This window comes from Erwinia sp. PsM31 (assembly GCF_030433775.1).
GTDB lineage: Bacteria > Pseudomonadota > Gammaproteobacteria > Enterobacterales > Enterobacteriaceae > Erwinia > Erwinia aeris.
The window spans coordinates 1-12,113 of record NZ_JARUWZ010000042.1 but is presented as its reverse complement, the minus strand read 5'-3'; the positions used below and the strand labels follow the sequence as shown (position 1 = coordinate 12,113).

The window sequence follows — 12,113 nt, the reverse complement described above, 5'->3', positions numbered from 1 at the left end:
GTTAAATTAAGCGTCAGTTTAAGATAGACAAAATTTGCGAGTGCAGGCGAGGGCAGCCGCTGGCGATAACCGGGCCGCCCTGTTCAGGCCGTCCGCCATCCGGGGTAGTCACTACGCCGCCTGCCAGCTCAATCAGCGGGATCAGCGCCACAATGTCATAAGGCTGAAGGGCGAACTCAACGCAAACATCGATTTTTCCGGCGGCCAGCATCGCCATGGCATAACATTCGCCGCCGTAACGGGTCATCAGCACGGCCTTATCCAGCGCGTCAAACTTCAACGACGTTTGCCCCAGCGATTCCGGCGAGGTGGTATGTAAAATAGCCTGATCCAGCGAGGTATCCCGGCGGGTTTGCAGGCGAACTTTGCCATAAGGGCCTTCAGCCCATGACTGCGAGCCGTCGGCATAAAAGCGTTCGCCGGTAAAGGGCTGGCTCATCATTCCCATCACCGCGCGGTCGTGATGCAGCAGGCCGATTAACGTGCCCCATACCGGCAAACCACAAAGAAAAGGCCGCGTGCCGTCTATGGGATCCAGCACCCAACAAGGCGCGCGCTCGTCGCCCGCTTTGAGGCCAAATTCTTCACCCATCACGGCATGCGTGGGATAGCGCTGCGCGATAAGATCCCGCATGGCTTTTTCCGCTTCGCGATCGGCAAGGGTAACCGGGTCGAAACGAAAACCCTCTTTAGGTTTAGTGCTGATGGCAAGGTTTTCACTGCTGCGAAAGCGCGGCAGCGTTTGCTGGTCGGCTGCGTCGGCCAGTTCATGCAGAAAAGCGATATCAGGAAGCTTCATGCGGCGACTCCTTCGGGACGAGGGAAAGTTGACAACCTCTGAACGGATGATAGTGTATGCCGTATTGTGCGTTTTTTAAAGCTCGTTTAAGAGGTTTTATGCTCGATTATGCAGCTTTCCCGCAACAGCGGCAGTCCCTGATCCGCCAGGAGTTGCAAGAGAAGGGACGGGTAGTCTGCGCGACGCTGGCCGAACAGCTGGGCGTTTCCGAACATACCGTACGCCGGGATCTGCAGGAGCTGGCGCGCGAAGGGATTTGCAAAAAGGTGTATGGCGGCGCGGTCAGCGTGCTTGCCTCGCAGGGCGATCTGCTGGCGAGGACGGAAAAAAACGGTGCGGAAAAAGCGCGTCTGGGGCTGGCGTGTAGCCGTCTGGTTAAGCCGCAAAGCGTGATATTTATCGACGCAGGCTCTACCAACCTGGCTTTTGCCCGCGCGCTGCCGCCGGAAATGGCGCTGACGGTGGTCACCCATTCGCCCATTATCGCGGTGGAGCTGATGAAGCTGCCGCGCTGCGAGACGATCGTTATCGGCGGTCGGCTGCACACGGCAACGGGCGGCAGCCTGGGCATCACCGCCTTCTCCCAGATCCGCGACATTCGTTTCGACCAGCTTTTTTTGGGCGGCTGTGCGCTGGACAGCGAAGAGGGCTTAACGGGATTTGATTATGAAGACGTGGAGTTTAAAAAAGCGCTAACGGGCCGCAGCGATGAGATTATCGTCGCCATGACCAGGGAAAAAATTCCCGGCGTAGCGCGTTATACCGTGGTGGCCTGCGAGGCGCTTACGCAGCTGGTGGTCGAGGCGGATCTGCCGGCGGATACGCTGGCGGCCTTCAGGGAAAAAAATATCGCACTGGTGCATCCGTAGCTTGCCTGAGCATCCGAAGCAGCCCCTATGGCGTTCGCCTTCTTACCCGGGCGGGCAGATAAATGTGCGGCGTTTCCGTCAGCTTGCCGTCAATCAGGCCGGTCAGCGTTTCAAAACAGCGCCAGGCCAGCTGGCGGTTATCCTGCATCACGGTATCGATTTTTACCGACAGCGCGTCGTAAAGGTAGTGATCGTCAAAGCTGCACAGCCTGACGGGCGCCGACAGTAAATGATGCTGGCTCAGGTAGCGCAGCACCCCTTCCTGCAGCCCGCACGCGGCGCAGAACAGCGCCTGCGGCACGCGGCCCAGCCGCATAACCAGCTCGGCAAACATCTCGTAGCCCGAGCTGGCGTTGTAATGGCCGTGCAGGATCCATTCCGGTTGCACCGCCAGACCGGCCTGTTCCAGCCCCTGACGAAAACCGGCCAGGCGATCGCGCGTCGGCGAAATGCGCGGCTGGCCGCCAAAAAAGTAAAATTCCTCAACTTCCCTGGCGATCGGCTCGACCAGCGTCGCCGTGGAGATAATCGACTCAGAGATCACCAGCGGTAGCGTGGAGTCGCCCAGATGACGGTCAAACAGCAGCACCGGCAGCTGGCGGCTGAGCTGCTGATACTCGCTGTCGTTCAGCTGGCTGGAGGCGACGATCAGCCCGTCGACCTGACGCTGGATCAGATTGTTGACCGCCAGCGTTTCCTGGCTGCTGTTTTCGTCGGTGCAGGCGATTAAGAGCTGTAAACCGGCGTCGCGGCACAGCGTTTCCAGCGCGTGAGAAAAGGTGGCGAAGCCGTGGTTGGTCATTTCCGGCACCACCAGCCCGATGGTATGGCTGCGCGAGTTGTTCAGCGCCCGCGCGTGAATACTGGGCTGATAGTGCGTCATCTGCGCGATCTCCATCACCCGCTGGCGGGTCGCTTCGGCCACGCGCAGCTCTTTGCCACGGCCGTTCAGCACCAGGCTGGCGGTGGATTTGGACACGCCAGCCAGGCTGGCGATATCGTTGATGGTCACGCGTTTCGGCTTATTCACAGGCATTCGTATCAGGGGAGTCAGCGCATTATACTACCATGCCTGAACGGAGTTGCCAGTAATCGACGGTCAGGCTGGCTTCGCCTTGCCACACCACTTCCGGCACGGCATTCGGGAAATAGCGCGCCGACATCACACCTTCGCCGTCGTTGATAAAAATCTCAATGCTGGAGCGATCGCAGAGAATTTGCAGGTGAGAAACCGCGCCCGTCCAGTAGCGATGTTCTGTCTCGCCGCTGCGCAGATTGCGGCGGCTCAGCGTCAGGCCGTCCTCGTTGCAGACCAGCGTCAGCGCCTCGCCGAAGCAGGCCGACCAGCTACCCCTCGAACCAATAACCAGCTCGGCGCGTTCAACCGGCAGCGTCGGCAAAGAGGCGGCCCGCTGCTGATAGCGCGACCGCTGCTGGCGCAGCTGCTGTAACTCGCGCGCCGGACGCTGCATCAGCCGATCCTGCTCCAGCGTCAGCTCGCGCGGGCAGGTCATAATATGTATCCAGCCGCGGGCTACGGTCGGCTGCAACAGTTCTTCGGCGTCCGGCACGCCCATCCAGCCGATAAGCACTCTGCGCCCGTCATCGCTGAGCGTGGTTTGCGGCGCATAAAATTCAAAGCCGTGGTCCAGCTCGCAGAACTCGCCGTGCGGGAAGCGGGCCGCCGCGTAATCCAGCCTGCCGATAAAATAGCCGCTCTGGTGGGCGTTGAGCCATTTTCTCTGCTGCGCGGGCAGGCCCTGCGGGCAAACCAGCAGCACATCACGATCGCCCAGCGCGAACAGGTCAGGGCATTCCCACATATAGCCAAAGTCGCCCAGGCCATTAAGCTGCGATCCGGCAATTTCACCCAGCAGCGTCCATTCATGCAGCGATTCGCTGCGATAAAGCAGCACTTTCCCTTGTTCTTTCAGATCCTGTGCGCCGAGCACCATATACCAGCTATCCTGATGGTGCCAGACTTTCGGGTCGCGCACGTGGCCGGTGTAGCCCGGCGGCAGCCCGATAACCGGGCCGGTTTTGGTCACATCGCCCGCATCGTTCACCGTCGCCATGCACTGCCAGGCGGTGCGGCCCCCGGCAAATTTCACGTTGCCGGTATAAAACAGGGTCAGCGTGCCGTCGTGATCGACAGCCGAACCGGAATAGCAGCCGTGGCTTTCATACGTTTCGGCCGGGATCAGCGCCAGCGGCTCATGCTGCCAGTCCAGCAGGTTAGCCGAGCGCCAGTGGCCCCAATATTTGGCGCCGTGCGCGCAGGCCAGCGGATTCCACTGATAAAAAAGATGCCATTCACCCTGAAACTGAATAAAGCCGTTGGGATCGTTCATCAGGCCGGTCTGCGGCGAAAGGTGCCAGGCGGGACGATGCGGATCTTCGCTGGCGTTCCTGTTCATCACCGCCTTAAGCGCGCGATTGATCAGCTGTGCTTCGCTCATGCTTTGTCCTCAACGTTGTATTTCAGCAGCAGGGAAAGAATAAAAGCGGTGCCGAAGGCCAGCGCCATGCCGATGATATAAGAAACCAGCGAGCTGGCCTGCACGATAGCCATGCCAGGCAGCGCGGTCAGGCCGACGGCGGTCATGCCCACGTGCATCAGCACCACAAAAGCGCCGCCGACCGCGCCGCCGACGATCCCGGCGATAAAGGGCTTCATAAAGCGCAGGTTCACGCCAAAAATAGCCGCTTCCGTAATGCCTAACAGCCCGGAGAGCGCGGAGGGAAGCACGATGCTGCGGATCTTCACGTCGCGGGTTTTAAACCAAACGGCCAGACAGGCGCCCGCCTGCGCGATGTTAGCCATCGACCAGATCGGCAGCAAAAAGTTGACGCCGATGGCGGGATTGCCCAACAGGCCCGCTTCGATAGCGTGGAAGCTGTGATGCACGCCGGAAATAACAATCACTGAGTAAAGCCCGCCGAACAGCAGCCCGGCCAGCCAGCCCGCGTGGGCGATCAGCGTGCTCAGCACCAGCGAAATGCCGTCGCCCAGCGCGCGGCCTGCCGGGCCAATCACCAGCATGGCGACGAAACCGGCGATAATCACCGTTAAAAACGGCGTCAGGATAATATCCAGCGCGTTGGGAATGATTTTCCGCAGCCGCTTCTCAACCAGGCTCATAAACCATACCGCCAGCAGCACCGGGAACACCGTGCCCTGATAACCGACCATCGCGATATCCAGGCCAAAGAAGTTCATGGTCTGTACGCCACCCGCCACGCCCCAGGCGTTGGTCAGCGCCGGATGGGTGAGGATGCCGCCGAGCGTCGCGCCCAGGTAAGGGTTGCCGCCGAATTCGCGGGCGGCGGTAAAGCCAATCAGGATCGGCAAAATAATAAACGCGGCGGAGCTGAACATATCCAGCATAATGAACAGCGCGCTGCCTGCATCGACCCAGCCGTAGGTTTTCATCATGCCGAGCAGGCCCATCAGCACGCCGGAGGCGACAATGGCCGGGATAATCGGTACAAAAATATTGGAAAGCAGCCGCGCGATGCGCTGGGCGGGATTGAGCTTGCGGGCCGCGACGGAAGCCGCCTCGCTTTTGCTTGATTCGCCAATCCCGGCGGTCTGGATAAAGGCGGCGTGCACCTTATTCACAATGCCGCTGCCGAAAATCACCTGCATCTGTCCGGCGTTCTGGAAGCAGCCTTTTACGCCTTCCAGCTCGCCGATCACTTTTTTATCCGCCAGGCTGTCGTCTACCAGCACCAGCCTTAAGCGGGTGGCGCAGTGGGCGGCAGAAGCGATGTTTTCCCGGCCGCCGAGCAGCGGCAGCAGCTGGCGGGCAATCTGTTCAAAATTCATGTGTTTCCCCTGAAAGTGGTCGATCAGAACCAGGTTTCCATCTGGACGCCGAAGTTCCATTCACCGCCGGCGGTAAAGCCGCTGGTACCAAAAGCGTCGTCGCTGGCGTAGCGATCTAACGCGTTATCCCAGTCCATCCAGCTGGCAAAGAAGCGAATTTCCGGACGGCTGAGGAAGTTGCCGATATCGCCAGGCTTAAAGGTGGGCGCAAAAGTCAGCTTGTAGAAGCCGCCGCTGACGTTCTGACGGCTTTTGAATCCCTGAGGATCGAGATCCATGTACTGATAGCTGCCCTCGTAAGCCAGCATAAAGTTTTCATTGATGCTCTGAAGCAGGCGGGCGTTAGCGGTCACCCAGCGGTAGCTGTCGCCGGCAACGTAGCGATCTTTGCTCTGCTGCGCGAGCAGGGCCGGGGCCAGGCTCCAGGTTTGGTTTAGCGGGGTCATGCCGTAAGAGGCCAGACGCCAGGTGCTGGCGCTGTCGGTCAGGTTGCCGTCGGAGCCGATGCCTTTTACCTCGGCGCCTAAGCCGTGCCCGTAAAGCAGCGCCGTTTTCGACTGGCCGTCGCGCAGGCCGTAAAAGCTGTCGCCGTGCCAGGCGAGCATGGCGTGAACGCCGCTGTCGCCTGCGTTATCGCTACGCACGGCGGTGTTGACGCGCTCATCGTTATCTTTGGCGCGCAGGCCGCTGAGCATAAACTGCAGCGGCCCGCTGAAAGTGTTGGCGGTCACAATGTAGTTCTGAATGGTGTTATCGATAGTTTCGATATCGCCAAAGTTGCGGCCGTAGACGGAAAGGTTGCTTTTCACGCCGTCCGCCCAGCGCACGTCATAAATCCCGCCGCCCGTTCCGGCCAGAAACACCACGTCAGAATCCAGCCAGTGAATATCGAAATTGTCGCGATCGAAGCGTTTCCCGGCCCACAGCGTGCTGTCAGCAAACATGCCTTTAAAGGTCGGCAGGCTGCCCAGTTCAACAAAGGCCTGGCGGATATTGAGATCGCTGCTGTCCGCCGTCCAGTCGTTATAGTCGCTCTGGCCGTCCGCCAGCATGACCTTAAAGCGGGTGGTCGCGCCGTTAGCCAGCTGCGTTTTGTGCTCCATGTTAATTTCAACATAGGTGTTGTTTTCGTTGCCCAGACGGCCGACCGCGCCGCCGGTTTCGCCTGCTGGCGTCAGGTAAGGGCCGCTTTTGGTCGAAGAAGCTGAATCGTTCATAATCAGGCCGGAGCGGGCATAGGCATGAAACTCGAAGCCGTCCGCCAGCGTTTTCTCCGCCGGTCTGACCGCCTGGGGCTGGTCGGCAGGCGACGGCGCAACCGGCGGCTGCGGGCCAGCTACGACGGCAGGCGCCTGCGCCGAGCCTTGACGAATAGCGGGTGGGGTCTGAGGCGTGTGCGCATCGGATGCCGTCGCGGGAATGGCGGCTGCCGGAGCGGTCTGCGCCAGACGCTGTTCGGCCAGGCGGGCGCGGCGTTCAGCCTCATCGGCACGCCGCTCCGCTTTTTGCAGCCTCGCCTCCAGTTGGTTAAGGCGTCGTTCAACGGCGCTGAGATCGCTGTCGGCCTGGCTTGTTTGAGGAAGAAACAGCGCTGCCGTGACCGCCAGCGCAACAGGGTTTATTTTTAACATCCGCCATTCTCCAGAGAATTTACCGTTTAGCTAAACCGGTTCGATGAGGAGAGTAGAGAACAGCGACGAGCGTGACAAAGGATTTTGTTGTTACGATTTCGTTATTGTGACGGGCCTGGCATTTTGCAGCTGGCTCGCATAGGGCAGCGCGGTCATTGCCCCTTTAGCGGTGGTGGCCAGCGCGCCGCACTGCTGAGCCAGCCCGACGGCCGCCTCAAGATCGCGAGGGCGTAAAGGATCCGCTTCGCGCATCAGTCCTGCCAGCAAACCTGCAACAAAAGCGTCGCCTGCGCCCGTGGTATCAACAGGCTGCACCTTCGAGGCGCTAAACCGACGCTGTTCGCCTTCATGCCAGACGATAACGCCTTCTTCGCCCAGGGTAATCAGCAGCAGGGCGGGACGGAAGCGGGCGGTGAACAAGGCCAGCGCGGCCTCGGTTTCCTGCTCGCCGGTCAGCAGCTGTAGCTCATCCAGCGACAGTTTAACCACATCCGCCAGCGCGAAAGCCCGATCGACCACCTGACACATTTCCTGATGGTCGTGCCAGAAATCTTCCCGCAGATTGGGATCGAAGCTGACCCAGCCTCCGGCGGCGTGAATACGCTCAACGGCGGCGAACACCGCGCTGCGTGACGGTTCGGCGCTGAGGGCTATTGAGCAGAAGTGTAGCGCCTGGCCTGCCGCAAAATCGGGCAGGTCGTCCGGCGTTAAGAAAAGATCGGCCGCCGGGCGCACCATAAAAGTGAAGGTTCGTTCGCCCTGATTATCCAGACCCACCACCACGGTAGAGGTACGCTGTTGCGGCAGCTGGCGCATAAAATCCGTGTTAACCTTTTCCTGACGCAGGACGTCCTGCAAAAATGCGCCAAAAGGATCGTCGCCTACGCGGCCGATAAAGCCGCTGTCGCCGCCCAGACGAGCCACGCCTACCGCCACGTTGGCGGGCGCGCCGCCAGGGCACTGTTGCAAATGATTATTTTCCTCCGGCAGCAGATCGACTACCGCATCGCCTAAAACCCAGACTCTGTTCATTACGCCTCCTGTGAATGTAAGCTTAAAGCTAAACCGCTTTAGCGATAATAACAACTGCCCAACCGTCAGAGAGCGGAAATTGGGCAAACGAGGAGAAGCGCTAAAGCAGGCGGCAAGAAGATGGCCGGAGACGAAATCACGTTGTTGGCGGTCGTCTTATTCGTCTGGCAGCAGAATGCTGATGCCTGGTTATGTAGGACGTTTGCGGTCGTGCTGGCTGACAGGCGCCAGGGGATTATGAGCGGGGCGTTGGCGGTCGTCTTCCCTGACGACGCGGGATGATTAGCTGTCGTCATCCCGAATGGAGGACGGATGGCGGCACAGCGGCTCAATAGCCATGGTCATATAAGGGTAGAGCGGCAGGCCGGTAAGCAGCTCGTGCAGCTCGTCATGGCTTTCCACATCGAAAATGCTGACGTTTTTGAACTGGCCGGCCACGCGCCAGATGTGACGCCATTTACCGGAGCGCTGCAGCTGTTGCGCATAGGCTTTTTCCTGCGCTTTGATTTCCGTAACGCGCTCGGCCGGCAGCGAGTCGGGGATAGCAATGGTCATTTCCACTTTAAACAGCATACCTTTTTCTCCTTAATCTCAGTAAATTGCCGGGTATTTTATCCGGCAAAAGGATCAGATATCGGTTTTCTCGCCGTACTCGCAAAGATCCTCAATCAGGCAGGAGCCGCAGCGCGGTTTGCGGGCAATGCAGGTGTAGCGGCCGTGCAGGATCAGCCAGTGGTGACAGTCTACTTTGAACTCTTTTGGCACCACTTTTAGCAGCTTTTCTTCTACCTGCTCAACGTTCTTCCCCGGCGCGAATTTCGTGCGGTTGCAGACGCGAAAGATATGGGTATCCACGGCAATGGTCGGCCAGCCGAAAGCGGTATTCAGCACCACGTTCGCCGTTTTGCGGCCCACGCCCGGCAGCGCTTCCAGCGCCTCGCGGCTTTCCGGCACTTCGCCGCCGTGCTGCTCCAGCAAAATACGGCAGGTTTTAATGACGTTCTCCGCCTTGCTGTTAAACAGGCCGATGGTCTTGATATAGGCTTTGACGCCGTCGACGCCCAGCTCCAGCATGGCGGCGGGCGTATTGGCAACCGGATAGAGCTTTGCGGTTGCCTTGTTAACGCTGACGTCGGTGGCCTGCGCCGAGAGCAGAACGGCAATCAGCAGTTCAAAAGGCGTAGTGAAAACCAGTTCCGTAGTGGGATGCGGATTGTTATCACGCAGCCGCACTAAAATTTGCTGACGTTTATCCTTGTTCACAGCGTGCTCGGTGCTCCTTTCGGCAGGCTGGCTTCTGCCGCCCTGCGGGCCGCACGGGCCTTCATCTTGTTATCAATCAGGTATTTCGCGGCCAGCAGCATTCCCAGGCCGATAAACGCGCCCGGCGGCAGCATCGCCAGCAGCATTGGCGAATCAAAATGCACAACCTGCACGCGCAGCACTTTCGCCCACGGGCCAAGCAGCTGATCGGCGCCGTTGAAAATGGTGCCGTTACCGATGATTTCACGCAGCGAGCCCAGCACGAACATCACGCTGGTGGCGCCCAGGCCAATGGCCATGCCGTCCAGCGCGGCCAGCGGCACGCTGCTGCGCGAGGCGACCGCTTCGGCGCGGCCCACCACGATACAGTTGGTGACGATCAGCGGGATAAAGATGCCTAACGACTGATAAAGCCCGTAGGCATAGGCGTTGATCAGCATCTGCACGCAGCTCACCACGGCAGCGATAATCATCACGTAAATCGGAATACGGATATCGGACGGCACCCAGCGGCGCGAGGCGGAAATCGCGCTGTTGGTGCAGGTCAGCACCAGCGTGGTGGCCAGGCCGAGGCCCAGCGCATTGGTGGCGGTAGAGGTGACCGCCAGCAGCGGACACAGGCCCAGCAGCTGAACCAGCGCCGAGTTATTTTTCCACAGCCCGCCGATCAGCAGGGTTTTGGCTTCACTCATTGGAGTCTCCACAGGTTGGCAGCGAGGCAAGCTGCCCCGGCAACGTTTCAACAAATAGCGTAGTGCGTTTTGTCGCATTCACTACCGCGCGCGGTGTGATGGTGGCGCCGGTAAACTGATCGAAATCGCCGCCGTCTTTTTTCACCGCAAAATGCTTATCATCTTTACCACTCAGCCTGACGCCGCTGAAGCTTTCAATCCAGTTAGAGATGCGCAGCTCTATTTTATCCCCCAGGCCCGGCGTTTCATGGTGTTCCACCACGCGCACGCCCAGTACTTTTCCGTTGAAGTCCGCGCCGACCAGCATCTGAATGGCACCAGAATAACCGTCGGGCGCGGTAGTCTCAACCGCTGCCGCCACCGGCCGGTCATCTTTGCGCGCCAGGTACAGGCGGTGTACACCGCTGCCCAGCGCCGGATTAGTGACGCTGTAACACTCCTGCTGAATCGGATTATTATACAGCTCCGGCGGCACCACCTGATCCAGCAGGCTTTTTTGCTGTAGCGTGGTCTGGTGGTCAATAGTCGGTTTGGTCACGCTGTTGATCACTGCGGTCAGACCGGTAGTGACGGCGGCGAACAGCGCCAGCGTCACGCCATTTTTACGAATCGCATCCAGCATTACTTTTCCTTACGATGGCCGTAAACGCGCGGCTGCGTGTAATAGTCGATCAGCGGCACGGTGATATTCGCCAGCAGCACGGCAAACGCCACGCCGTCAGGATAGCCGCCAAAGCTGCGGATAAGCCACACCAGCAGGCCAATCAGCACGCCGTAAAGCAGGCGGCCTTTATTGGTGGTCGAGGCCGTGACCGGGTCGGTGGCGATAAAAAAGGCGCCGAGCATGGTTGCACCTGAGAAAAGGTGGATCGCAGGCGACACCAGGCTTTCAGGCGAAAAGAACCAGCCGAGCGTGGAGAAGAGCGCCAGCGACAGCAGCATACTGGCCGGGATATGCCAGCGAATGCTGTTGGTGAGCAGCAGAAACAGACCGCCGACCAGATAGCCGATATTTACCCACTGCCAGCCCAGGCCGGCAATAACGCCGCTGTAAATGGGCAGGGCATGCAGCTGCTCCGCGCTGTGTCCGGCGCGCAGGCCGGTTTTAAAGGTATCCAGCGGCGTCGCCTGGCTGACGCCGTCTACGCCGATTTGCAGCTGCTGCATAGTGTGGCCATCAAGCGTCGACCCGTGAAAAATCATCTGCAGCGTGTCCCAGAAGGTGGGCGTGACCGACTGCAAAGCGTCCGGCGGCAGCCAGCTGGTCATCTGCACCGGAAAGGAGATCAGCAGCACCACATAGCCCACCATGGCGGGGTTGAAAGGATTCTGTCCCAGGCCGCCATACAGCTGTTTGGAGATCACCACGGCGAAGAGGGTGCCGATAATTATCACCCACCACGGCGCCAGCGGCGGAATACTGATCGCCAGCAGCAGCGCGGTCAGCAGTGCGGAATTATCGCCCAGCGTTTTGCCTAACGGCTGCTTGCGCAGCTTAAGAATGGCGGCTTCGGCACCGATGCCCGCCGCAGCGGCAATCGCGATTTGAATGAGGGTGCCCCAGCCGAAAAACCAGCACTGAGCCGCGATGCCGGGCAGGGTAGCAACCAGCACCAGCAGCATAATGGTGCTGGTGCTGCGGCGATTATGGGTGTAAGGCGAACTAGCGATGCGAAAAGCCATTTAATCCTCTTGCGTAGAATGCTGCGCCTTACGCGCTTTAACGCGAGCGATGGCCGCCGCCACTGCCGCTTTGCGGGGATCGTCATGTTCTGACGAAGGGATAGTCGTCGCCTGCGCGACCTGTTCCGCCGTTGTGGCCGCCTGGTGCTCTTCGACTCTCTGCTCGATATCGTCCGCAGCGGCTGCTTTCGCGGCCGCCGCTTTCTTCGCTTTGGCGCGGGCAATTGCGGCCTCAACGGCTGCCTTGCGCGGATCGACCTGTGCGGCTTCCGGCTGTTCGCTTACCTGTACGGATTGCTGTTCAGCTGCCTGCAC

The 12,113-nt window shown here is 59.6% G+C and carries 12 protein-coding genes and 2 pseudogenes; 1 reads left to right on the top strand and 13 read right to left on the bottom strand.

All coding sequences use genetic code 11. From position 1 onward, the window contains the following. Positions 1-13 precede the first annotated feature (13 nt). Entirely contained in the window at positions 14-799 is a 786-nt protein-coding gene (locus QCD69_RS21145) for an inositol monophosphatase family protein (protein WP_301253440.1), read from the bottom strand. 98 nt (positions 800-897) lie between these two features. On the opposite strand from QCD69_RS21145, the gene QCD69_RS21140 reads away from it, so the two are divergent. After that, entirely contained in the window at positions 898-1,668 is a 771-nt protein-coding gene (locus QCD69_RS21140; protein WP_253454371.1) for a DeoR/GlpR family DNA-binding transcription regulator, read from the top strand. On the opposite strand, the pseudogene QCD69_RS22920 reads toward QCD69_RS21140, so the two are convergent. The 12 genes and pseudogenes from QCD69_RS22920 to QCD69_RS21085 all read right to left on the bottom strand — a co-directional run. Further along, positions 1,650-1,697: pseudogene (locus QCD69_RS22920) on the bottom strand (hypothetical protein); the annotation flags it as partial. The gene QCD69_RS21140 and the pseudogene QCD69_RS22920 sit on opposite strands and share 19 nt — an antisense overlap. After that, a complete protein-coding gene (locus QCD69_RS21135; protein ID WP_301253439.1) occupies positions 1,694-2,698 on the bottom strand; it encodes a substrate-binding domain-containing protein in 1,005 nt (334 codons plus the stop codon). The gene QCD69_RS21135 and the pseudogene QCD69_RS22920, both read right to left, overlap by 4 nt. A gap of 28 nt (positions 2,699-2,726) precedes the next feature. After that, positions 2,727-4,127, bottom strand: a complete 1,401-nt coding sequence (locus QCD69_RS21130; RefSeq protein WP_301253438.1) for a sucrose-6-phosphate hydrolase — start codon at positions 4,125-4,127, stop codon at positions 2,727-2,729. Beyond that, positions 4,124-5,497 carry a sucrose-specific PTS transporter subunit IIBC gene (locus tag QCD69_RS21125; protein ID WP_301253437.1) on the bottom strand — a complete coding sequence of 458 codons (1,374 nt, stop codon included), beginning with the start codon at positions 5,495-5,497 and terminating at the stop codon, positions 4,124-4,126. Before QCD69_RS21125 ends, QCD69_RS21130 begins: the two co-directional genes overlap by 4 nt. 23 nt (positions 5,498-5,520) lie before the next feature. Next, positions 5,521-7,128 (bottom strand): carbohydrate porin, encoded by a 1,608-nt coding sequence (locus QCD69_RS21120; protein ID WP_253454367.1) that lies wholly within the window; start codon positions 7,126-7,128, stop codon positions 5,521-5,523. 90 nt (positions 7,129-7,218) lie between these two features. Continuing rightward, positions 7,219-8,160, bottom strand: coding sequence for an aminoimidazole riboside kinase (locus QCD69_RS21115; protein ID WP_301253436.1), 942 nt, complete (start codon positions 8,158-8,160; stop codon positions 7,219-7,221). Positions 8,161-8,442: 282 nt separating this feature from the next. Next, positions 8,443-8,733, bottom strand: a complete 291-nt coding sequence (catC, locus tag QCD69_RS21110; protein WP_301253435.1) for a muconolactone Delta-isomerase — start codon at positions 8,731-8,733, stop codon at positions 8,443-8,445. 54 nt (positions 8,734-8,787) lie between these two features. Further along, complete coding sequence (gene nth, locus QCD69_RS21105) at positions 8,788-9,423, bottom strand: endonuclease III (protein ID WP_253454364.1); 636 nt, start codon at positions 9,421-9,423, stop codon at positions 8,788-8,790. Beyond that, positions 9,420-10,115 (bottom strand): electron transport complex subunit E, encoded by a 696-nt coding sequence (locus tag QCD69_RS21100; RefSeq protein WP_253454363.1) that lies wholly within the window; start codon positions 10,113-10,115, stop codon positions 9,420-9,422. Before QCD69_RS21100 ends, nth begins: the two co-directional genes overlap by 4 nt. Continuing rightward, positions 10,108-10,737, bottom strand: coding sequence for an electron transport complex subunit RsxG (gene rsxG, locus QCD69_RS21095; protein ID WP_301253434.1), 630 nt, complete (start codon positions 10,735-10,737; stop codon positions 10,108-10,110). The genes QCD69_RS21100 and rsxG overlap by 8 nt, the downstream gene beginning before the upstream one ends. Then, positions 10,737-11,798, bottom strand: a complete 1,062-nt coding sequence (rsxD, locus tag QCD69_RS21090; RefSeq protein ID WP_253454361.1) for an electron transport complex subunit RsxD — start codon at positions 11,796-11,798, stop codon at positions 10,737-10,739. The genes rsxG and rsxD overlap by 1 nt, the downstream gene beginning before the upstream one ends. Further along, a pseudogene (locus QCD69_RS21085) lies at positions 11,799-12,113 on the bottom strand (electron transport complex subunit RsxC); the annotation flags it as partial. It lies immediately after the preceding gene.